General features: G+C 52.2%; 22 protein-coding genes and 1 rRNA gene. 14 read left to right on the top strand and 9 right to left on the bottom strand.

Going from position 1 to position 21,126, the window contains the following annotated elements; genetic code table 11:
• The first annotated feature begins 48 nt into the window (after positions 1-48).
• The 5 genes from cysG (at position 49) to Q3A88_RS08295 (ending at position 4,921) form a co-directional block, all read left to right on the top strand.
• On the top strand, positions 49-1,491 hold the full coding sequence (gene cysG, locus Q3A88_RS08315; protein ID WP_110162513.1) for a siroheme synthase CysG: 1,443 nt from the start codon (positions 49-51) through the stop codon (positions 1,489-1,491).
• Positions 1,492-1,500: 9 nt separating this feature from the next.
• Positions 1,501-2,409, top strand: a complete 909-nt coding sequence (cysD, locus tag Q3A88_RS08310) for a sulfate adenylyltransferase subunit CysD (protein WP_039361211.1) — start codon at positions 1,501-1,503, stop codon at positions 2,407-2,409.
• 74 nt (positions 2,410-2,483) lie between these two features.
• Positions 2,484-3,911 carry a sulfate adenylyltransferase subunit CysN gene (gene cysN / locus Q3A88_RS08305; protein ID WP_039285240.1) on the top strand — a complete coding sequence of 476 codons (1,428 nt, stop codon included), beginning with the start codon at positions 2,484-2,486 and terminating at the stop codon, positions 3,909-3,911.
• Positions 3,850-4,530, top strand: a complete 681-nt coding sequence (gene cysC, locus Q3A88_RS08300; protein WP_233990519.1) for an adenylyl-sulfate kinase — start codon at positions 3,850-3,852, stop codon at positions 4,528-4,530. The genes cysN and cysC overlap by 62 nt, the downstream gene beginning before the upstream one ends.
• A 55-nt stretch (positions 4,531-4,585) precedes the next feature.
• Entirely contained in the window at positions 4,586-4,921 is a 336-nt protein-coding gene (locus Q3A88_RS08295) for a DUF3561 family protein (RefSeq protein WP_039509936.1), read from the top strand.
• A 53-nt stretch (positions 4,922-4,974) separates the two neighbouring features.
• On the opposite strand, the gene Q3A88_RS08290 is transcribed toward Q3A88_RS08295, so the two are convergent.
• The 3 genes from Q3A88_RS08290 to Q3A88_RS08280 all read right to left on the bottom strand — a co-directional run bounded on the left by Q3A88_RS08290 (position 4,975) and on the right by Q3A88_RS08280 (position 7,367).
• Positions 4,975-5,697 carry an amino acid ABC transporter ATP-binding protein gene (locus tag Q3A88_RS08290; protein WP_039509935.1) on the bottom strand — a complete coding sequence of 241 codons (723 nt, stop codon included), beginning with the start codon at positions 5,695-5,697 and terminating at the stop codon, positions 4,975-4,977.
• Positions 5,684-6,448, bottom strand: a complete 765-nt coding sequence (locus Q3A88_RS08285; RefSeq protein ID WP_014916460.1) for an amino acid ABC transporter permease — start codon at positions 6,446-6,448, stop codon at positions 5,684-5,686. The genes Q3A88_RS08290 and Q3A88_RS08285 overlap by 14 nt, the downstream gene beginning before the upstream one ends.
• Before the next feature lie 133 nt (positions 6,449-6,581).
• Positions 6,582-7,367: a basic amino acid ABC transporter substrate-binding protein gene (locus Q3A88_RS08280; protein ID WP_039283036.1), complete on the bottom strand. Its 786-nt coding sequence runs from the start codon at positions 7,365-7,367 to the stop codon at positions 6,582-6,584.
• A gap of 331 nt (positions 7,368-7,698) precedes the next feature.
• Here Q3A88_RS08280 and ftsB point away from each other — a divergent pair, with 331 nt between their 5' ends.
• The 7 genes from ftsB (at position 7,699) to rpoS (ending at position 13,634) form a co-directional block, all read left to right on the top strand.
• Entirely contained in the window at positions 7,699-8,034 is a 336-nt protein-coding gene (gene ftsB / locus Q3A88_RS08275) for a cell division protein FtsB (protein WP_010681587.1), read from the top strand.
• Positions 8,035-8,037: 3 nt separating this feature from the next.
• Positions 8,038-8,751, top strand: a complete 714-nt coding sequence (gene ispD / locus Q3A88_RS08270) for a 2-C-methyl-D-erythritol 4-phosphate cytidylyltransferase (protein WP_317177718.1) — start codon at positions 8,038-8,040, stop codon at positions 8,749-8,751.
• A 53-nt stretch (positions 8,752-8,804) separates the two neighbouring features.
• On the top strand, positions 8,805-9,302 hold the full coding sequence (gene ispF / locus Q3A88_RS08265) for a 2-C-methyl-D-erythritol 2,4-cyclodiphosphate synthase (RefSeq protein ID WP_014916457.1): 498 nt from the start codon (positions 8,805-8,807) through the stop codon (positions 9,300-9,302).
• A 90-nt stretch (positions 9,303-9,392) separates the two neighbouring features.
• A complete protein-coding gene (gene truD / locus Q3A88_RS08260; protein WP_039283030.1) occupies positions 9,393-10,439 on the top strand; it encodes a tRNA pseudouridine(13) synthase TruD in 1,047 nt (348 codons plus the stop codon).
• 140 nt (positions 10,440-10,579) lie between these two features.
• Positions 10,580-11,206 (top strand): protein-L-isoaspartate(D-aspartate) O-methyltransferase, encoded by a 627-nt coding sequence (locus Q3A88_RS08255; RefSeq protein WP_010681583.1) that lies wholly within the window; start codon positions 10,580-10,582, stop codon positions 11,204-11,206.
• Positions 11,207-11,565: 359 nt separating this feature from the next.
• Positions 11,566-12,588 carry a murein hydrolase activator NlpD gene (gene nlpD, locus Q3A88_RS08250; RefSeq protein WP_180791620.1) on the top strand — a complete coding sequence of 341 codons (1,023 nt, stop codon included), beginning with the start codon at positions 11,566-11,568 and terminating at the stop codon, positions 12,586-12,588.
• A gap of 53 nt (positions 12,589-12,641) precedes the next feature.
• Positions 12,642-13,634, top strand: coding sequence for an RNA polymerase sigma factor RpoS (gene rpoS / locus Q3A88_RS08245; protein ID WP_010299820.1), 993 nt, complete (start codon positions 12,642-12,644; stop codon positions 13,632-13,634).
• A 105-nt stretch (positions 13,635-13,739) separates the two neighbouring features.
• On the opposite strand, the gene proS is transcribed toward rpoS, so the two are convergent.
• From proS to metN, 6 genes are all read right to left on the bottom strand, one after another.
• Positions 13,740-15,458, bottom strand: a complete 1,719-nt coding sequence (gene proS / locus Q3A88_RS08240; protein ID WP_039283024.1) for a proline--tRNA ligase — start codon at positions 15,456-15,458, stop codon at positions 13,740-13,742.
• Between the two features lie 145 nt (positions 15,459-15,603).
• Positions 15,604-16,320 carry a tRNA (N6-threonylcarbamoyladenosine(37)-N6)-methyltransferase TrmO gene (gene tsaA / locus Q3A88_RS08235; protein ID WP_039283021.1) on the bottom strand — a complete coding sequence of 239 codons (717 nt, stop codon included), beginning with the start codon at positions 16,318-16,320 and terminating at the stop codon, positions 15,604-15,606.
• On the bottom strand, positions 16,317-16,727 hold the full coding sequence (rcsF, locus tag Q3A88_RS08230; protein WP_010681579.1) for an Rcs stress response system protein RcsF: 411 nt from the start codon (positions 16,725-16,727) through the stop codon (positions 16,317-16,319). The genes tsaA and rcsF overlap by 4 nt, the downstream gene beginning before the upstream one ends.
• Positions 16,728-16,845: 118 nt before the next feature.
• Positions 16,846-17,661 carry a MetQ/NlpA family lipoprotein gene (locus tag Q3A88_RS08225; protein ID WP_010681578.1) on the bottom strand — a complete coding sequence of 272 codons (816 nt, stop codon included), beginning with the start codon at positions 17,659-17,661 and terminating at the stop codon, positions 16,846-16,848.
• 64 nt (positions 17,662-17,725) lie between these two features.
• The gene (locus Q3A88_RS08220; protein ID WP_010681577.1) at positions 17,726-18,379 is read right to left on the bottom strand and encodes a methionine ABC transporter permease MetI; all 654 of its coding nucleotides are present in this window, start codon (positions 18,377-18,379) and stop codon (positions 17,726-17,728) included.
• Complete coding sequence (metN, locus tag Q3A88_RS08215; protein WP_110162519.1) at positions 18,372-19,403, bottom strand: methionine ABC transporter ATP-binding protein MetN; 1,032 nt, start codon at positions 19,401-19,403, stop codon at positions 18,372-18,374. The genes Q3A88_RS08220 and metN overlap by 8 nt, the downstream gene beginning before the upstream one ends.
• Before the next feature lie 180 nt (positions 19,404-19,583).
• Here metN and gmhB point away from each other — a divergent pair, with 180 nt between their 5' ends.
• Together gmhB and Q3A88_RS08205 are read left to right on the top strand one after the other, a co-directional pair.
• Positions 19,584-20,147: a D-glycero-beta-D-manno-heptose 1,7-bisphosphate 7-phosphatase gene (gene gmhB, locus Q3A88_RS08210; RefSeq protein WP_014916450.1), complete on the top strand. Its 564-nt coding sequence runs from the start codon at positions 19,584-19,586 to the stop codon at positions 20,145-20,147.
• Positions 20,148-20,528: 381 nt separating this feature from the next.
• Positions 20,529-21,126: ribosomal RNA gene (locus tag Q3A88_RS08205) — 16S ribosomal RNA — on the top strand; the annotation flags it as partial.

Below are 21,126 nucleotides of genomic sequence, written 5' to 3'. Positions count from 1 at the left end.
CTCACCGTATAGTCGCATTATCTACTTTTTTGCTTAGTTAAGGCGATTGTGAACTATCTCCCTATATTTGCCGATCTTCGTCAGCGTCCGGTACTGGTTGTCGGCGGCGGCGAGGTTGCTACGCGCAAAATCGATCTACTGCAACGCGCGGGTGCGGAGGTAAAAATTGTCGCGCAGGCGCTGGCGGAACCGTTGGCGGCGCAGCATCAGGCCGGGCAGGTTGAATGGCTGGCGCAGGTTTTTACGCCTGATTTGCTATCCGGCGTATTTCTGGTGATTGCCGCTACGGATGACGCTGAGCTGAATGCCGCGGTATTTGAGGCGGCGAATCAGCGGCATTTGCTGGTGAACGTGGTGGACGATCAGCCGAAGTGCTCGTTTATTTTCCCCTCGATTGTCGATCGCTCTCCGCTGGTGGTGGCTATTTCCTCGGGTGGACAGGCGCCGGTGCTGGCGCGTCTGCTGCGTGAAAAGCTGGAATCATTACTGCCCGCCAGTTTGGGCACGATGGCAGATATCGCCGGAAGCTGGCGTGACAGAATTAAAACCCGACTGCATTCGATGCCGGCACGCCGTCGCTTTTGGGAGCGGCTGTTTGTCGGACGCTTTGCGTCGCTGGTGTCCGCGGGGCAACTGACGCAGGCCGAAGATGAATTGCAACAGCAGCTGGCGCATCAGCAAGAGGAACAGCAGCAGCCAGCGACGGCACGTGGCGAAGTCGCACTGGTTGGCGCAGGCCCCGGTGATGCCGGACTGCTGACGCTGCGTGGATTACAGGTGATGCAGCAGGCGGACGTGGTGCTGTATGACCATCTGGTCAGCCCCGACGTGCTGGATTTGGTGCGTCGCGACGCCGAACGCATCTGCGTTGGAAAACGCGCCAGCGCGCATTCGTTGCCGCAGGATGAGATTAATCAGCTACTGGTGAAGCTGGCGCAGGAAGGGAAGCGGGTAGTGCGCCTGAAAGGCGGCGATCCCTTTATTTTTGGCCGTGGCGGTGAAGAGCTGCAAGCGGTGGCGCAGGCCGGCATCACGTTTCAGGTGGTGCCCGGTGTGACGGCGGCGGCAGGCGTCACAGCGTATGCGGGGATCCCGTTAACGCACCGTGACTACGCGCAGAGCGTGCTTTTTATTACCGGCCACTGTCGCCCGGATGGCGATTCACTGGACTGGTCGACGCTGGCGCGTGGCCGTCAGACGCTGGCGATTTACATGGGAACGATGAAGGCCGCAGAGATTTCACAGCAGCTGATCGCGCATGGCCGTTCATCGCAGACGCCCGTTGCCGTGATCAGTCGCGGCACCCGACACGATCAGCAGGTGCAAATTGGCACGCTGCAACAGTTAGAACATTTGGCACGGCAAGCGCCGACACCGGCGCTGCTGGTGATTGGCGAGGTGGTGGATTTACACCATCAGATTGCCTGGTTTGGTCAGACAACGCCGACGGTGCCGCAAGACAGCCGCCCAGCGGTAGTAAACTTGGCTTAAGGAAAGGGTATGGACGAGAAACGACTCACGCATTTACGGCAGCTTGAAGCCGAAAGCATTCACATCATCCGCGAAGTAGCGGCCGAGTTCAGTAATCCGGTGATGATGTACTCCATCGGCAAAGACTCTTCGGTGATGCTGCATCTGGCGCGCAAGGCGTTCTATCCGGGATCGCTGCCTTTCCCGCTGCTGCACGTTGATACCGGCTGGAAATTTCGTGAAATGTACGAATTCCGCGACCGGACGGCGAAGGCCTACGGTTGTGAACTGTTGGTACACCGTAACCCGCAGGGTGAAGCGCTGGGGATTAACCCCTTTGTGCACGGCAGCGCCAAGCACACCGACATCATGAAAACCGAAGGGCTGAAGCAGGCACTGGATAAATACGGTTTTGATGCCGCGTTTGGCGGGGCGCGCCGCGATGAAGAGAAATCGCGTGCCAAAGAGCGTATTTACTCCTTCCGCGACCGTTTCCACCGCTGGGATCCGAAGAATCAGCGTCCGGAACTGTGGCATAACTACAACGGCCAGATTAACAAAGGCGAGAGCATCCGCGTTTTCCCGCTCTCCAACTGGACCGAGCTGGATATCTGGCAATACATCTATCTGGAAAACATCGATATTGTTCCGCTGTATCTGGCCGCGCCGCGTCCGGTGGTGGAACGCGATGGCATGCTGATGATGGTGGATGACGATCGCATCGATCTGCAACCTGGTGAAGTGATCGAACAGCGTATGGTGCGCTTCCGCACGCTGGGCTGCTGGCCGCTGACCGGCGCGGTGGCATCAGAGGCGCAAACGCTGCCGGAAATCATCGAAGAGATGCTGGTTTCCACCACCAGTGAGCGTCAGGGAAGGGTAATTGACCGCGATCAGGCCGGTTCAATGGAGCTGAAAAAGCGTCAAGGGTATTTCTGAGGAATCGTCGAATGAGCCAAACTTCGTTAAAAGACACAGCGGCAGACAATGCGGCTGAGAAAGATGCCGTCGTCATCAACAATGCGATTGCACAGCAGATCGCCGAGCAGGGCGGTGTGGAAGCGTATTTACACGCGCAGCAGGATAAAACGCTATTGCGTTTCCTGACCTGCGGTAGCGTCGACGATGGAAAAAGTACGCTGATTGGCCGTTTGCTGCACGATACGCGCCAAATTTATGAAGATCAGCTCAGTACGCTGCACAATGACAGCAAGCGTCTGGGCACGCAGGGCGAAAAACTGGATCTGGCGCTGCTGGTTGATGGGCTTCAGGCTGAACGTGAGCAGGGCATCACGATTGACGTGGCCTACCGCTATTTTTCCACGGAAAAACGCAAATTCATCATCGCTGATACGCCGGGACATGAGCAGTACACCCGCAACATGGCGACCGGCGCATCAACCTGCGAGCTGGCGATCCTGCTGATTGACGCGCGCAAAGGCGTATTGGATCAAACCCGTCGTCACAGCTTCATTGCGACCCTGCTGGGGATTCGCGATCTGGTGGTGGCGGTGAACAAAATGGACTTAGTGGATTATCAGCAAACGGTGTTTGAGCAGTTTAAGCAGGATTATCTGGATTTTGCTCAGCAACTGCCCGCCGACCTGAATATCACCTTTGTGCCGATTTCCGCGCTGGATGGCGACAATGTCGCAACGCCGAGTACGACGATGGGCTGGTATACCGGACCGACGCTGCTGGACGTGCTGGAAACGGTCAATGTGGCACAGCGCACGCTGGAGCAGCCGATGCGCTTCCCTGTGCAGTATGTGAATCGCCCGAATCTGGATTTCCGCGGCTACGCGGGCACGCTGGCCTCCGGCATCATCCGCGTTGGGCAACGGGTTAAAGTGCTGCCATCCGGCGTAGAATCCACCGTCAGCCGTATTGTGACCTTTGACGGGGATTTACCGCAGGCGCAGGCGGGTGAAGCGATTACGCTGGTGCTGGCGGATGAGGTGGATATCAGCCGTGGTGACCTGCTGATCGACAGCAGCGAATCGCTGAAAGCGGTGCAGCATGCGCTGGTGGATGTTGTCTGGATGGCGGAGCAGCCGCTGGTGCCGGGACAGAGTTACGACATCAAGATTGGCGGTAAGAAAACGCGCGCTCGGGTCGAAAATATTCAGTATCAGGTTGAGATCAATACGCTGACGCAGCGCGTCGCGGAGAATCTGCCGCTGAATGGTATCGGTTCGGTTGAGCTGATTTTTGATGAGCCGCTGGTGTTGGACAACTATCAGCACAATGCGGTGACGGGCGGGATGATCTTTATCGATCGCCTGAGCAACGTCACGGTCGGTGCGGGGCTGGTGCGGGAACCTATTGAGCAGGTGTATCAGGAGCCGGGCGCGCACAGCGCGTTTGAGTTGGAACTAAATGCGCTGGTACGTCGCCACTTCCCACACTGGGGTGCGCGCGATCTGCTGGGAGGCAAATAACGTGTCTTTACGCGATGAACCGACTGACGATAACGTCGTCTGGCATGCGCACGATGTCACCCGTGAGTCGCGCGAGAAATTGCATGGTCATCAGGGCGTCGTGATCTGGTTTACCGGGTTGTCTGGATCCGGTAAATCCACGCTGGCGGGGGCGCTGGAACAGGCGCTACATCAGCGTGGCGTCAGCACCTATCTGTTGGATGGCGACAACGTACGGCACGGGTTGTGCCGCGATTTAGGCTTCACCGACGACGATCGGCGCGAAAACATCCGCCGCGTGGGTGAAGTCGCCAAACTGATGGTAGATGCCGGTCTGGTGGTCCTGACCGCGTTTATCTCGCCGCACCGCGCCGAGCGTAAAATGGTGCAGGATTTACTGGGCGAAGGGCAGTTCATCGAAGTCTTCGTGGATACGCCGTTAGCGACCTGTGAAGCGCGCGATCCCAAGGGATTGTATAAAAAAGCCCGTGCGGGAGAGCTGCGTAATTTCACTGGGATCGACTCGGCGTATGAAGCGCCGGAAGCGCCGGATAGTCATCTGGATGGCGAACAATTAGTAACAAATTTGACAGGCCAATTGTTAGATCTGCTGAGCAAGAGAGCTATTATCAGGCTCTGATATCCCGCTTTTTTCACCGCGCTAGTGGGTGATGAGGGGACGAATGGGAAAGATTATGCAAAATGCCACGCAGTTAACGATTAGCAAGACTCGGCCAGCGCAACAAGAAGAAGATGACGGCGTTTCCTACCTGTTTATGGGGGCGGTAACGGGGTTCTCCTTTTATTGGTTGGCCTTTACTATCCCTTTTCTGGTATACGGCTCTAATACCACGTTTTTCTTCATGCTCTACACCTGGCCGTTTTTTCTGGCGCTGATGCCGTTTTCAGTGCTGGTTGGCGTCGGGTTTAGCTTTCTGCTGAGAGGCTATCTTTTTTATACGCTTTTTGCGACAGGGCTGACGGTGGTCTGCCTGTTTTGGCTGGTATTTTCTTTTCTGATGGGGTGGTAAAAGAAAAAGGCTGCCAGCGAGGAAGACGCTGACAGCCCATGGTCTCGCCGTATTTACAGTATCTTGCTCAGGAAAGCCTGCGTGCGCGGGTTACTCGGGTGAGTAAAGATCGCTTCTGGCGTTCCCTGTTCCTGAATAATCCCCTGATCGATAAAGATCACCCTATCGGCCACTTCTCTGGCAAAGGCCATTTCATGGGTCACGATGACCATCGTCATGCCTTCATTTGCCAGCGTTTTCATAACCGCTAACACTTCGCCAACCAGCTCCGGGTCCAGCGCGGATGTCGGTTCATCGAATAGCATGATCGCGGGTTCCATCGCTAATGCGCGGGCAATCGCGACACGCTGTTGCTGTCCACCGGACAGGCTATTCGGCCAGGCATCGATTTTATCCAGCAGGCCAACCTTGCTGAGCAACGCTTTAGCCCGTTCAACGGCTTGTGCTCGCGGCAATTTTTTCACATCCATCGGTGCCATAATGATGTTTTCCAGCACCGTCATGTGTGGAAACAGATTAAAGCGCTGGAACACCATCCCCACGCTTTCACGCACGCGATTGATATTGGTTTTCTGATCGTGAATGGCAAAACCGTTGACCGTGATCTCGCCTGCCGACAGCGTCTCCAGTGCGTTGATGCAGCGCAGAAAGGTACTTTTTCCCGAACCGGATGGGCCAATCAGGCAGAGCACTTCCTGAGGGGCGATGTCGCAGGAAATACCGCGCAGGACATGCGTATCACCAAACTGTTTTTGCAGGTTTTTAACGTGAATCACTTTTGCCAAACCTCGTTTCCATGTGCCGCACCAGCAGCGAAAGCAGGAAAGTAATAACCCAATAAACGATAGAAATCGTCAGGTAGGGTTCCCAGTACGTGGCGTAAGCCCCTGACACCGTACGAGCGGCATAGGCGAGATCCGCCAAGCCGATTGCCGAAGCCAGCGACGAATCTTTTACAATCGCTATGGCGTTGTTGCCCAGCGGCGGCAGCATGCGGCGAAAAGCCTGCGGCAGAATGACTTTCCGCATGGTGCGGCCATAACTCATGCCGAGAGAGCGTGACGCTTCCATCTGGCCGCGATCGATCGACTGAATACCGGCGCGGAATATCTCAGAGACATAGGCACCCGCATTCAGCGTAATCGCCACGACGCAAGAGAGGAACGCGCCGTAATCTGAGCGTAGCGTGCGGGCAAAATCGACCGACATAATATTGCTGGTCACCAGCAGCCCGTCACGCGGATTGATGAACAGCGGCACCAGCGCGAAGTGCACCACCATGATTTGTACAAACAGCGGCGTACCGCGGAAGGCGCTGATGTAGATGCGTACCGGCCATTGCACACCGTAGTGCAGGATATATTTCCACGGCCCGTGCGGTGCCTGTGCTAAGCGACCTAATCCGAGCGTTAATCCCCAGCAGGTGCCAAGAATGACACAGATAATGGTGCATTTGATGGTCATCCAGGTGCCTTCCATAAACAGCGGGGCATATTCCTGAATGATCTCCCAACGAAATCCCGTCAAGATCGTTTCCTTTTTTGAATAGGCTAACGTAATGATTATTCTAAATTAAACCGGACAGGTTAGCTGTCCGGTTGATGCGACGTCTCGTGTGAGGCGGTTGAGACCTGGAGAGGTGCGCGGTGTCTTGCTGGCGTTATTCTGCGGGTAAGGTCGGGACGTTGTTATCAAACCAGGTTTGATAGATCTTGGCGTAGGTGCCATCAGCAACGATTTTTTTCAGCCCGGAGTTAATCTTCGCGCGCAGTTGATCATTGCCTTTCGCGACGGCGATCCCGAAATACTGGCGTTCGAATTTAGCGTCGGAAACCAGATTGAACTGTTTTTCAGGGTGAGTCTTAATGTAAAACTTCACCACGCCCACGTCGCCAACCGCTGCGCCCACACCGTCTTCATACAGCTCTTGTAACATTAACGGGGTGTTATCAAAGCGCTTAATCGATGTACTGTTTTTACCTAATACATCGGAGACCACGATATCGGCGGTACTGGAGTTCACGACGCCGACTTTGTGATCTTTCAGCGCCACAATCGAATCGATCGTCGAGCCTTTAGGCACCACGATGGACTGCTCGGCTGGGAAATACGGTGCGGAGAAATCGACCATTTGCTTACGTTTGTCGGTAATCGTGATACCGGAAATGATAATGTCGCGGTCGCCGGAGTTAAGGGTCGCGAAGATCCCTTCCCACGGCGTATTGATCAGCTTGATATTAAAATTCTCCGCCTTGGCGATCGCTTTAATAATATCAATATCAAAGCCTTCCAGCTCTTTCTGCGCATTTTCAAATTCAAAGGGACGATAGGTTCCGCCAGAACCTACAACGTAAGTAGGTTCCGCAGCGAAGGCGCTGGTGGGGAGTACGGTAGTGGATAGTGCGGTAGTGAAGAGCGCACCAACGAATAACAATTTTTTGAACATGGTTTTCTCCTGGTTTAAATGTAAAATTTTCTTTTTTTATGCACTTTGTATGCATAAAAATACACAGATAGCATTAATGGTTCAACTGACGTTTTTCCTATGGACGGTTTTAGCCAGGCAGATGCTATGCGCTTGCGTCTTTTGATGAATAGAAAGTACGAGAGGATGAATGGACGACGTGAGTGTGGCGCGGGCGCGCGTTTGGCGTGCTCTTCTGCCCGAAATATCCCCATTTGGGCACGCGGCAGGGTGAATATCGCCTCCCACTGCCGGACACAGTGGAGTCGAAACAAAAGTTATGGGATGATTAGACGGTTTTTCAGGGGGCGGGATGGGAAAGCTTACGCTGTTATTATTGATATTGCTTGGCTGGCTTCAGTACTCACTGTGGCTGGGCAAGAATGGCATTCATGATTATGTTCGGGTGAAAGATGATGTTGTTGTCCAGCAGGGGAACAATGCCAAATTAAAAGACCGTAACGAACAGCTGTTTGCTGAAATTGACGACCTCAATGGCGGACAGGAAGCGATTGAAGAGCGTGCACGCAATGAGCTGGGGATGATTAAACCCGGTGAAAGCTTCTATCGTCTGGTGCCAGAATCGAACCATCGTAACGCGAATACGACGTCATCTAATAACGCTCCATCCAACAACACACAACGTTGACGCATGCAGACACCACGCCTTTCCCCGCCTGACATTGTTGCCGTTTTACCCGCTGCGGGTAACGGCAGCCGGATGCAAAACGATCGTCCTAAGCAGTATCTGACGATTGGCAATGATGCGACCGGCCATAAAACCATTCTTGAACATACCATCGACGCGCTTTTACGCCATTCACGCGTGCAGCGTGTCGTCGTCGTTATCAGTCCTGATGACGCATTCTTTCATACCCTGGCGATTGCCAACGATCCCCGTATTTGTGCCGTGACGGGCGGGCAGCAGCGTGCGGATTCCGTGCTGGCTGGGCTGTCCGCCGTTGCCGATAGCGCATGGGCGTTAGTGCATGACGCGGCGCGTCCGTGTCTGCATCAGGACGATCTGACGCGCCTGCTGGCGATTGTTGAGCAGAGTGACGTTGGTGGAATTCTGGCAGCGCCGGTTCGTGATACCATGAAGCGCGGCACGGACGGCTTTATCGATAGCACGGTAGAACGTAACGATTTATGGCATGCGCTGACGCCGCAGCTTTTTCCTGCGGCGCTGTTGAAACAGTGCCTGCAACGGGCGATTCAGGATGGTGTTGCCGTCACAGATGAAGCCTCTGCGTTGGAATACTGTGGCTATCGCCCGCAAATTATCAGCGGACGTTCAGATAATATCAAAGTCACTCGTCCAGAGGATTTGGCATTAGCCGAATTCTATTTAACCAGTTTGCAGTAACCTCATTTTATTCGCTAAATTTATTCGTTAAATACAGATAAGGAGAACGCGCGATGCGTATCGGTCACGGTTTTGATGTCCATAAGTTCGGTGGAGAAGGTCCGCTGGTGATCGGTGGCGTGCGAATTCCTTATACTCAAGGCCTGCTGGCGCATTCCGATGGGGATGTGGTGCTGCATGCGGTGACCGATGCCCTGTTGGGGGCCGCCGCGCTGGGTGACATTGGCAAGCTGTTTCCTGATACCGATCCGGCCTTTAAAGGCGCGGACAGCCGTGGCCTGCTGCGTGAAGCCTGGCGTCGTATCAATGAAAAAGGCTACCAGTTAGGCAATCTGGACGTCACGATTATTGCGCAGGCGCCGAAAATGGCACCGCATATCCCGCAAATGCGCGTGAATCTGGCGGAAGATTTGCAGTGCCATATGGACGACGTCAATGTGAAAGCGACCACAACAGAACAGTTGGGCTTTACTGGTCGCGGCGAAGGCATTGCCTGCGAAGCCGTTGCGCTGCTGGTGAAAAAAGGAACGGGCGAAATTGTTGCGTGGTAAGCGATAGTCTTATCAGTCATAGAAAGTTAACAGTATAAAAAACAATGTCGTGGCCGTGCGTCATCCGGTCATGCACTTTGTAGGATAACGATGGAAAATAACGAACAACTCGTCTGGTTGCACGGTGAACCACAGGCTACTGGCTCATTGAAATCCACTGCTGAAGATTTCCTGGTGGTGGAAGATCTGGGGTTTCAGCCAGATGGTGACGGTGAGCAGGTATTGGTGCGCGTGCGCAAACGCGGTTGCAATACGCAATTTGTGGCCGAGATGCTGGCGAAATTTGTTCGTCTACCGCTGCGTGCCGTTAGCTATGCGGGCCTGAAAGATCGTCATGCTGTCACCGAACAGTGGTTCTGCCTGCACATGCCGGGAAAAGAGACGCCTGATTTCTCCTCGCTGGCGCTTGAAGGCTGTGATGTGCTTGAGGTGACTCGCCATCGTCGCAAGCTGCGGATTGGTACGCTGCGAGGTAACCATTTTACGCTGGTGCTGCGTCAGGTTAGCGACCGAAACGAGGTCGACGCGCGTTTGGCGCTGATCGCCGCGAACGGCGCACCTAATTATTTCGGCAGCCAGCGTTTCGGGCGCAACGGAAATAATCTTGAGCAGGCTCGTCTTTGGGCGAATAACGAAATTCGGGTAAAAGAACGCAGTAAGCGGAGTTTTTATCTTTCCGCCAGCCGCAGTGCGATGTTTAATCAGGTTGCCAGTGCACGACTCGCGGAGCAGAAGGCGAAAACGGTCTTGTGTGGTGATGCATTGCAGCTAACAGGGCGCGGCAGCTGGTTTGTTGCTAAGCCTGATGAATTAGACGTTTTACAGACGCGCCTTGATGCGGGCGAACTCCAGATTACCGCGCCGCTGCCTGGTGATGGTGAACTGGGCACGCAGGATGACGCGCGGGTATTTGAAGAACAGGCTTTGCTCGGACAAGACACGCTGTGGTCTTTGATTAAGCGTGAGCGGGTCGAACCTGCCCGGCGTGCGGTGCTGCTGTATCCGCAGCAGATGCATTGGGAATGGCAGGACGATGCGACCGTGGAAGTGAAGTTTTGGCTACCTGCGGGCAGTTTTGCGACCAGCGTGGTGCGTGAATTGCTGCATTCACAGCAGGATACCGATCTCGGTGCCTGATGTACTGCGATACGTTTTTTGCAGAAAATAGTTGAAAACAATAATGCTGGCAACCGTGCGATAGCGGCGGTTAGCTTACCCCTGTGCGGGAAAATTGCTGTATTGGTGACGAGGTTAACCAGAACTGAGGTCGGCGGGGAATGGTAAACAAGCGTATAGAAACGTTGTTGGCGCAGCTGCGCCAGCAGGGCATTCAGGACGAGCGTCTGCTGAAGGCGATAGAAGCCGTACCCAGAGAACGTTTTGTTGATGAGGCTTTTGAGCATAAAGCGTATGAAAATACCGCTCTGCCTATTGGTTCCGGCCAGACGATTTCGCAGCCCTATATCGTTGCGAAGATGACGGAGCTGCTCAGCCTGACGCCCGAATCCCGCGTGCTGGAGATTGGCACTGGGTCGGGTTATCAAACGGCAATTCTGGCGCATTTGGTGCGGCACGTTTGCTCGGTTGAGCGCATCAAAGGGCTGCAATGGCAGGCTAAACGTCGCTTAAAGCAGCTTGATCTGCATAATGTTTCTACCCGTCATGGCGATGGGTGGCAGGGCTGGGCGTCGCGCGGGCCGTTTGATGCCATCATCGTCACTGCTGCACCGCCGGAAATTCCCCGAGCGCTGATGGAACAGCTTGATGAAGGCGGCGTGATGGTGTTGCCTGTTGGTGAACAGTCACAATACTTACAAATTGTTCAACGCCATGCTGGCGAATTTATTATTCAAACGGTTGAAGCTGTTCGGTTTGTTCCTCTGGTCAAAGGGGAATTAGCCTGATACCGTGGCGTTGGTACGTATTTGTTGTTAAGTCTTTAAAATTTCAACACAACTGTTTTATAGTGCGAACTTGTTGATATTGTTAGCATCTAATCATCGTGGTGCCTTTCTCGTTTTGCTTATGCGCCAGCGATGGTGAAGTAGCGATCTTTCTCGTTCCAACTAACGAATAAATCACCGGATACCGGTTACGCTACAATCACTTACGCTAAGGGCTGTTGAGCTACAACCCGTTAAGCGTAGAGCAGATGCGAGGCAGACATGTCCGAATTGAGTTCTGAGTATTACTGTTTTTTGAATGTTATCGACACTTTTTTGAACGCTATAGTTATAGGGGAGTAAGGCGCATGGGAAGCCGAATGATGAATTTGCGTCACATTGCTGCTTGTACGGTGATTGTCTTAGGATTGGCGGGATGTACCAACAATAATTCCAAATCCGCACCGATCAGCAGCGTTGACGGAAATACGGGCAACCGAGGGGGAATGTTATCTGCGCCACCATCACGCATTTCAACGGCGGGTGAAAGCGTTGCAACAACGTCCGACGGACGAATTGTTTACAACCGCAGCTACGGCAATATTCCGAAAGGCAGCTACAGCGGCGGCAATGCCTACACAGTTAAACGGGGCGATACCCTGTTTTATATCGCGTGGATTACCGGTAATGACTACCGGGATCTGGCGCAACGCAACAATATTCCTGAGCCATACAGCCTGAATGTGGGGCAATCACTGAATTTAGGCAGCGGATCTGGCAACAACGCGTCGGGCGGTGGCCTGACGAGCGGTGGTGGAATGTTGGCAACAACCGATGCCACCCGAGGTGGTATACCTACGCCGCCATCAAGTGCGCAAATACAAACTACATCGGTTGATTCTCAGTCAACTAATGCGTATTCTGGTAATCAGGGTAAACAGAATGTAGGTAAGATGTTACCTACGACAGGGGCACCAACAACCGCTCCTGTTTCCGCACCAGCGGCTGTTGCCAGCAGCAATACGGCTGCTGTTGGCAGTTGGCGTTGGCCTACCGATGGGAAAGTCATAGATAGTTTCTCCGCTTCTGAGGGGGGAAATAAAGGGATTGATATCGCCGGCTCACGTGGGCAACCGATCACCGCAACCGCCAGTGGGCGCGTGGTGTACGCGGGTAATGCGCTACGTGGTTACGGAAATCTGATAATCATCAAACATAATGATGACTACCTCAGTGCCTATGCCCATAACGATACGATGCTAGTCCGTGAGCAACAAGACGTCACGGCAGGACAAAAAATCGCTACGATGGGCAGTACGGGCACCAGCTCAGTTCGCTTGCACTTTGAAATTCGTTACAAGGGGAAATCCGTAAACCCGCTGCGTTTTCTGCCGCAGCGATAAATCGGGCAGAGTATTTCGGTATTCTGCCAAGGGATCACGGGTAGGAGCCACTTATGAGCCAAAGTACGCTGAAAGTTAACGAGTTACATGAAGATACCGATTTCGAAGAAAATGGACTTGACGTTTTTGACGATAAAGCGCTGGCAGAGGAAGATACCAATGATAATGACTCGGCGGAAGACGAGCTGTTATCGCAAGGGGTCCCACAGCGTGTCCTTGACGCAACACAGCTCTATTTAGGAGAGATCGGCTATTCGCCGCTTTTAACCGCAGAAGAAGAAGTTTATTTTGCCCGACGCGCGTTGCGTGGCGATGTCCCATCGCGCCGACGGATGATCGAGAGTAACCTGCGGCTGGTGGTGAAAATTGCCCGCCGATACAACAATCGTGGTCTGGCGCTGCTGGACCTGATTGAAGAGGGGAACCTCGGCCTGATCCGTGCGGTTGAAAAATTCGATCCAGAAAGAGGATTCCGTTTTTCAACCTACGCAACTTGGTGGATTCGACAGACGATAGAACGGGCGATCATGAATCAAACCCGCACCATCCGTTTGCCGATTCACATTGTCAAAGAACTCAACGTTTATCTGCGCACTGCGCGCGAACTGTCTCATAAACTGGATCACGAGCCGAGTGCGGAAGAAATCGCCGAACAGCTTGATAAACCTGTTGATGACGTCAACCGCATGCTGCGCCTGAATGAACGTATTACTTCCGTCGATACCCCGCTGGGTGGCGATTCGGAAAAAGCGCTGCTGGATATTCTGGCAGACGAAAAAGATAACGGACCTGAAGACACCACTCAGGATAACGATATGAAGCAGAATATCGTTAAATGGTTGTTTGAGCTTAATGCCAAACAGCGTGAGGTGTTGGCGCGTCGTTTCGGCCTGCTAGGGTACGAAGCGGCTACGCTGGAAGATGTGGGTCGTGAAATCGGCTTAACGCGTGAACGTGTTCGCCAGATTCAGGTTGAAGGCTTACGCCGCCTGCGGGAAATTTTGCAGGTTCAGGGGTTGAGCATTGAAGAACTGTTTCGTGAATAATTCGTGACGCGTTACTGATGTCTTGAAATAAAAAATGGTGGGGAGACCCACCATTTTTTTATGTCTGTATTCGCCCTTTCGCGTGAAAGGGCGGTCCGACAGCGATTAGCGTACGATATTCGCCAGCAGGAAATCGATGATTTCGCTGGTTTTAATCATTTGCTTTTCACCGACTCGACGGTTCTTATATTCAATCTCTTCGCTATCCAGATTGCGATCGCCAATGACGATGGTATGCGGCACACCAATCAACTCCATATCGGCGAACATCACGCCTGGACGCTCTTTACGGTCATCCAGCAGAACTTCAATGCCTTTAGCGCGCAGCTGCTGGTAGATATCCTCAGCCACTTCCTTCACGCGGAAAGACTTGTGCATGTTCATTGGCAGAATAGCAACGTGGAAAGGTGCAATCGCGTCTGGCCAGATGATGCCGCGTTCGTCATGGTTTTGCTCAATCGCCGCTGCGACAACGCGCGTCACCCCAATACCGTAGCAACCCATCGTCAGCGTCTGGTTACGGCCGTCTTCACCTTGAACCGTCGCTTTTAGCGCTTCGGAATACTTGCTGCCCAGTTGGAAAATATGGCCCACTTCGATACCGCGTTTAATTTGCAGCGTGCCTTTACCGTCTGGACTGATGTCGCCTTCAACTACGTTACGGATATCTGCAACCTGCGGCAGCGTAACGTCACGTTCCCAGTTGATACCAAAATAGTGTTTGCCATCAATGTTCGCGCCAGCGCTGAAATCGCTCATCGCCGCAACGGTACGATCGACAACAACAGGAATCGACAACTTGACTGGGCCAAGTGAACCTGGACCTGCACCGATAGTTGCACGAATTTCTTCTTCCGTTGCGAATGTCAGTGGGCTGGCTACTTGAGCAATTTTCTCCGCTTTGATTTCATTCAGTTCGTGATCGCCGCGAACCAGCAGGGCAACCAGTTTATGGCCGCTTTCTTCCGTTGCTTTAACCAGCAGCGTCTTCACGGTTTTTTCTACTGGCAACGTAAACTGCTCAACCAACTCGGCGATGGTCTTGGCATTTGGCGTATCAACCAGACGCAACTCTTCCGTCGCTTCAGCGCGGCCTAACTTCGGCGCGACAGCTTCTGCCAGTTCAATGTTTGCCGCGTAGTCGGATTCCGTTGAGAAAACGATATCGTCTTCGCCGCTGGTCGCTAGCACCTGAAACTCATGGGAGGCATTGCCACCGATAGAACCGGTATCCGCCTGAACGGCTCTGAAATCCAGATCCATGCGGCTGAAAATCTGGCTGTAAGCGGCGTACATCGCGTCGTAAGTGACCTGCAATGATTCCTGCGAGGTATGGAAAGAGTAGGCGTCTTTCATCAGGAATTCACGTGAGCGCATGACGCCAAAACGTGGGCGCACTTCATCGCGGAATTTGGTTTGAATCTGGAAGAAATTCAGCGGCAGCTGTTTATAAGAGCTAATTTCATTACGAATCAGATCGGTAATCACTTCTTCGTGTGTTGGGCCGAGCACAAATGGGCGCTCACCACGATCGACAAAGCGCAGCAGTTCCGGGCCATATTGATCCCAACGTCCACTTTCCACCCATAAATCGGCAGGCTGAACAACGGGCATGGACACTTCAATCGCGCCAGCGTTGTTCATCTCTTCGCGCACGATATTTTCAACTTTTCTCAAAACACGTAAACCGGTCGGCAACCAGGTGTAAAGACCTGAGGCCAGTTTACGAATCATTCCTGCCCGGAGCATCAACTGATGGCTGATGACTTCTGCATCGGCTGGTGTCTCCTTGAGTGTGGAGAGCATGTATTGGCTAGTACGCATGGGGTTTTAGTTCCGTTAGAACGACAAGTAGCATAGGGCTGCCGCGCAGCCGAAGGCACATAAAAAGTGGCTTAGTTTACCAGCGTGGGCGACGTGTCAAAAGAGAGCAGGGACAATTTTAGAATATATTGCTGCGGTTAATGTATTAACACGTATGTGACGGGTCGAGACTTAACACTTCGGTTTGTTCTTCGCTGACGCGCCAACGCACATTGAATTCCAATAGTAAAACGGCGTATTCCCGTGTAGTGCTTTCCCCTTTACGGTAGGCGGGGCGCGGATCCTGTGCCAAAACCTGAGAGATAAAGCGTTTTAACTGGGGATATTTCTTTTGGTGTTCTGCGATCTGGCTTTCCGCAAGAGGGGAGAAAGCGACGGGCATCGCGGCATCGGGTGCCATTTGGGCAAAGCCCGCTCGTGCTTGAGGATGGCTTTCTGCAAAGGGTAGGTAAGGTTTGATATCGATGACCGGTGTGCCATCAACCAGATCGAGACTGCCTAAGTCGAGCGTAATCGCATCGCCTTTTGCTCGGATGCCTTTTAATTCAACCAGCGACATGCCAACAGGATTGGGACGGAAGGTGGAACGCGTAGCGAAAACGCCCGTACGTGTATTTCCTCCCAGACGCGGTGGTCGAACTGTCGGACGCCAGCCGCCTTCCATCGTTTGATGAAAAATGAACACTATCCAAATATGGCTGAAATCTTCCAGCCCCCGCACACAGTCTGCCTGATTGTACGGCGGTAATAGCTGAAGCTCTCCGCCTCCGTCTTCAATCAGACCCGGCTGCCGCGGAATGGCAAACTTTTCTTTATACGGTGAGCGGATAATCCCGATCTGATTGAAAACAAATTGACTCATTGTGCAGAAACTTTCAGCGCGGTGCCTTGGCAAACGACCTGGCTGTAGCAACCCGCTACACCGCTGACGGTTTGGCATTCATGCAGTAAAACCGCATTAGCTTTCATTGCCGTAGCGCGGTTTTGCATTCTTTTACGCGCATTTGCCGCGTTAGGGGGAGAGTCCTGAGCGCTGACCTGACATGAGGAGCCTGAAACTTCGCCCATATCACGGAAAGGTTTACCGACTAATTCTTCTGCACTTTTATATAACACCGCTGGCGTCGGGCGAGCCACAGGCTTCGGTTTAGGCGCAGGTTCTACAGTTTTGGTTTCAATCGCGGGTTGAGGTGCCGGTGCCGGTGGCTTCTGAAATAAAGAACAGCCTGTCAGCGACATGGCCAACAATATAAAGGGAACAGCACGCATTAAGGATTCCTCTGCTTTTTCTCAAAGAGCGGGTATTGAAGCAAGCAATTGCACAAATAACAAGACGGGCCATAGCCCGTCTTACAGATATCTTTTAATTAAACGCGTTAGGATGGGATTACCAGCCTTTCACTGCGCCGCCATTAAAGATTTTATTTGCTGCGTCATTCACTTCATCAGACTGATAAGCCTGAACGAATTTCTTCACGTTTTCAGCGTCTTTGTTGTCTTCGCGTGAAACCAACAGGTTTACATACGGAGAGTCTTTCTCTTCAACAAACAGGCCATCTTTGGTTGGCGTCAGGTTAATCTGGCTAGCGTAAGTGGTGTTGATTACAGCCAGCGCGATTTGTGCGTCATCTAAAGAACGTGGCAGCTGTGGTGCTTCCAGCTCAACCAGTTTGATGTTTTTCGGGTTTTCAGTCACATCCAGTACGGTTGGCAGCAGACCAACGTTGTCTTTCAGTTTAATCAAGCCGACTTTTTGCAGCAGCAGCAGAGAACGGCCCAGGTTGGTTGGATCGTTTGGCAGCGCAACTTGAGCACCATCTTGCAGCTCATTCAGCGATTTGATTTTTTTGGAGTAACCCGCGATTGGGTAAACAAAGCTATTGCCGACAGAAACCAGTTTATAACCACGATCTTTGATCTGCTGATCCAGATAAGGTTTGTGCTGGAAGGCATTCAGGTCGATGTCGCCTTTGCTCAGAGCTTCATTTGGCAAAACGTAGTCGTTGAATGTGACCAATTCAACGTCCAGGCCGTATTTGTCTTTCGCCACTTTCTGTGCGACTTCCGCCACTTGCTGCTCTGCACCAACAATAACGCCGACTTTAATATGATTAGGATTCTTTTCTTCCTGACCACATCCCGCTAGCGCCAGAGCACCAATAAGTGCGCCAATGGTCGCAATAGATTTCAGTTTAATCGCCATATCCTTACCCCTAATTAATTATTCTCTTGGCAGATGCCTGTATGGCAAATGCGTATTGTGATGACTACTTGTGTGTGACAGCTTTTACTGCCCTGTCGCCGCAGAATTGAATCAGGTAAACCAAAACAACCAGTAATATTAATACCGTATTCATGACCGTCGCGTTATAACCAATATAACCATACTGATAACCAATTTGACCTAAGCCGCCTGCGCCCACGGCTCCACCCATAGCAGAATAGCCTACGAGTGTGATTAGCGTGATAGTTGCGGCATTAATGAGTCCTGGTAATGCTTCCGGCAGTAATATTTTTCTGATGATTTGCATTGGCGTTGCACCCATCGCACGAGCGGCTTCGATCAGGCCGGTAGGAATTTCAAGCAGCGCATTTTCCACCATGCGGGCAATAAACGGCGCTGCACCTACGGTGAGGGGAACGATAGCCGCTTGCAGACCAATCGAGGTTCCGACAATGATGCGGGTAAAAGGAATCATCCACACCAGCAAAATAATGAATGGAATCGAGCGGAAGATGTTTACCAGTGCAGAAACGGTTCGGTAGAGTTTTGGGTTGGCGATGATTTGCCCCGGACGTGTGGTATACAACAAAACGCCTACGGGTAAGCCAAGCACAAAGCCAAAGAAACCAGAAACGAACGTCATCGCGACGGTTTCCCATACTCCCTTAGCCATTAACCACATCATTGCTTCAGACATAACCCAGAACCTCAATTGTAACGTGACTTTCCTGCAGAAATTGGATTGCGGCTTTGATATCCGCATCGTTGCCGTGCATTTCTGCCAGCATGATGCCGAACTTAACACCACCGGCATAATCCATCTGGGCGCTGATAATGTTGTTGTTGACGTTAAAGCGTCGAGCAACCTCGGACAGCAGCGGAGCATCCACCGATTTACCCGTAAACTCCATTCGTAATAACGGTGTGGAATCCGGACGAGAGTCAGGTGACAGACGAGTGAGGTAATCGTCTGGGATGTCCAGGTGTAACGTTGACTGAATGAATTTCTGCGCCAGCGGCGTTTTCGGGTGTGAGAAGACTTCGCTTACGGTGTCCTGCTCAATGAGTCGCCCGTCGCTAATCACCGCAACCTGATCGCAAATGCGTTTCACCACGTCCATCTCATGGGTAATAAGAAGGATGGTTAGACCGAGGCGGCGATTGATGTCTTTCAGTAACTCAAGAATTGAACGGGTTGTTGCAGGATCCAAGGCGCTGGTCGCTTCGTCACACAGCAGAACTTTAGGATTGCTAGCCAGCGCACGGGCAATGGCGACGCGCTGCTTTTGTCCGCCGGACAAATTGGCCGGGTAGACATCATGTTTATCTGCCAGGCCAACCAACTCCAACAACTCATTGACTCGTTTGGTTATGTCGGCTTTCGGCGTGTTATCCAATTCCAGCGGTAGTGATATGTTGCCAAACACGGTGCGCGAAGCGAGCAGGTTGAAGTGTTGGAAAATCATGCCGATTTGGCGGCGTGCACGCGTCAACTGGCTATCTGACAGCTTAGTCAACTCTTGCCCATCGACCAGCACTTTCCCTTCTGTCGGACGTTCCAATAAATTGACGCAGCGGATTAGTGTACTTTTACCTGCGCCTGATGCGCCGATAACGCCATAAATTTGCCCGGTGGGAACATGAAGGCTGACATCAGCAAGCGCGGTAATTGTTCGCCCGTTTTGCTGAAAAACCTTAGTAATATTAGAAAGTTCAATCATATGTTTTTTATCGTGAGTGCCTATGGCTGGATAAATCAGTTTCTGAATTAACAGAATATGAAACGGATGTTAGGGCGTCTAGACGTCTAAGTCAATCGGGATTGTCATGGCTCTGCATTCTCCCTATGCGTGAAAACATGCGATACTACTGCGTAATTTAGGCATTCAGGAGCAAAGTCAGTGGCACAAAGCGTTCCAGCAGTTTTTCTTGATCGTGACGGCACGATCAATGTCGATCACGGTTATGTTCATGACATTGACCATTTTCAATTTATTGATGGCGTCATCGATGCCATGCGTGAGTTGAAAAGCATGGGGTTCGCGCTGGTTGTGGTGACGAATCAGTCCGGTATCGCCCGCGGTAAGTTTACAGAAGATCAGTTTATGCAACTGACGGAGTGGATGGACTGGTCACTGGCCGATCGTGGTGTTGATCTGGATGGCATCTATTTTTGTCCGCATCACCCTGAAGCTGGAGAAGGTGAGTATCGCCAGAGCTGTGATTGTCGTAAGCCTGAGCCTGGTATGCTGCTTTCCGCACAGCGTGAGCTGAACATTGATATGGCGGCTTCCTATATGGTGGGAGACAAATTAGAGGATATTCAGGCTGCAATTGGCGCTGGTATAGGAAAAAAACTGCTGGTTCGTACTGGTAAACCCGTCACTGAGCAAGGCGAAGCACTGGCCGATGGTGTGCTGGAAAGCCTCGCAGACCTGCCAAAATGGATAAAAACGCGCAGTTAACAAGCGGAACGAATGAAAGATGCGCAAACAGAAAAAACTTTACGAGATTTGCTTGCGCTTCTGAATCGGCTCCCTATAATGCGCCTCCATCGACACGGCGCTGTGAACACACAACCGGGTCGATAAAGAAAGAGAAAACACTTTAAAATAAGCGTTGACTCTGAAGGTGAATAGCGTAATATACGCCACCTCGCGAAGTGGTTAAGACCACAACGCACTGCTCTTTAACAATTTAATCAGACAATCTGTGTGGGCACTCACAAGACCGTATCTTAACGATATAAAAAAGTCTTGAAGAGTGAACAACAGTAAATTCATTACGAATAAATAGTTTTAATTCTTTGAGCATCGCTGACGAGTTCAGCAAATCAAACAAATCTTAAATTGAAGAGTTTGATCATGGCTCAGATTGAACGCTGGCGGCAGGCCTAACACATGCAAGTCGAGCGGTAGCACGGGGGAGCTTGCTCCCTGGGTGACGAGCGGCGGACGGGTGAGTAATGTCTGGGAAACTGCCTGATGGAGGGGGATAACTACTGGAAACGGTAGCTAATACCGCATAACCTCGCAAGAGCAAAGAGGGGGACCTTCGGGCCTCTCGCCATCAGATGTGCCCAGATGGGATTAGCTAGTAGGTGAGGTAATGGCTCACCTAGGCGACGATCCCTAGCTGGTCTGAGAGGATGACCAGCCACACTGGAACTGAGACACGGTCCAGACTCCTACGGGAGGCAGCAGTGGGGAATATTGCACAATGGGCGCAAGCCTGATGCAGCCATGCCGCGTGTGTGAAGAAGGCCTTCGGGTTGTAAAGCACTTTCAGCGGGGAGGAAGGCGGTGAGGTTAATAACCTTACCGATTGACGTTACCCGCAGAAGAAGCACCGGCTAACTCCGTGCCAGCAGCCGCGGTAATACGGAGGGTGCAAGCGTTAATCGGAATGACTGGGCGTAAAGCGCACGCAGGCGGTCTGTTAAGT

Origin of the sequence: Pectobacterium sp. HCp5_1 (assembly GCF_032905925.1) — a bacterium.
In the GTDB taxonomy this organism is placed as follows: Bacteria; Pseudomonadota; Gammaproteobacteria; order Enterobacterales; family Enterobacteriaceae; genus Pectobacterium; species Pectobacterium brasiliense_A.
The sequence above is the reverse complement of the archived record's forward strand: the minus strand, read 5'-3'. Positions and strand labels throughout refer to the sequence as shown.

Coding starts and splice junctions, on each gene's coding strand:
- cysD (WP_039361211.1), top strand. CDS start 1,501: ATGGACGAGAAACGACTCACGCATTTACGGCAGCTTGAAGCCGAAAGC.
- cysC (WP_233990519.1), top strand. CDS start 3,850: ATGCGCTGGTACGTCGCCACTTCCCACACTGGGGTGCGCGCGATCTGC.
- Q3A88_RS08295 (WP_039509936.1), top strand. CDS start 4,586: ATGCAAAATGCCACGCAGTTAACGATTAGCAAGACTCGGCCAGCGCAA.
- Q3A88_RS08280 (WP_039283036.1), bottom strand. CDS start 7,367: ATGTTCAAAAAATTGTTATTCGTTGGTGCGCTCTTCACTACCGCACTA.
- ftsB (WP_010681587.1), top strand. CDS start 7,699: ATGGGAAAGCTTACGCTGTTATTATTGATATTGCTTGGCTGGCTTCAG.
- ispD (WP_317177718.1), top strand. CDS start 8,038: ATGCAGACACCACGCCTTTCCCCGCCTGACATTGTTGCCGTTTTACCC.
- ispF (WP_014916457.1), top strand. CDS start 8,805: ATGCGTATCGGTCACGGTTTTGATGTCCATAAGTTCGGTGGAGAAGGT.
- truD (WP_039283030.1), top strand. CDS start 9,393: ATGGAAAATAACGAACAACTCGTCTGGTTGCACGGTGAACCACAGGCT.
- Q3A88_RS08255 (WP_010681583.1), top strand. CDS start 10,580: ATGGTAAACAAGCGTATAGAAACGTTGTTGGCGCAGCTGCGCCAGCAG.
- nlpD (WP_180791620.1), top strand. CDS start 11,566: ATGATGAATTTGCGTCACATTGCTGCTTGTACGGTGATTGTCTTAGGA.
- rpoS (WP_010299820.1), top strand. CDS start 12,642: ATGAGCCAAAGTACGCTGAAAGTTAACGAGTTACATGAAGATACCGAT.
- proS (WP_039283024.1), bottom strand. CDS start 15,458: ATGCGTACTAGCCAATACATGCTCTCCACACTCAAGGAGACACCAGCC.
- tsaA (WP_039283021.1), bottom strand. CDS start 16,320: ATGAGTCAATTTGTTTTCAATCAGATCGGGATTATCCGCTCACCGTAT.
- rcsF (WP_010681579.1), bottom strand. CDS start 16,727: ATGCGTGCTGTTCCCTTTATATTGTTGGCCATGTCGCTGACAGGCTGT.
- Q3A88_RS08225 (WP_010681578.1), bottom strand. CDS start 17,661: ATGGCGATTAAACTGAAATCTATTGCGACCATTGGCGCACTTATTGGT.
- Q3A88_RS08220 (WP_010681577.1), bottom strand. CDS start 18,379: ATGTCTGAAGCAATGATGTGGTTAATGGCTAAGGGAGTATGGGAAACC.
- metN (WP_110162519.1), bottom strand. CDS start 19,403: ATGATTGAACTTTCTAATATTACTAAGGTTTTTCAGCAAAACGGGCGA.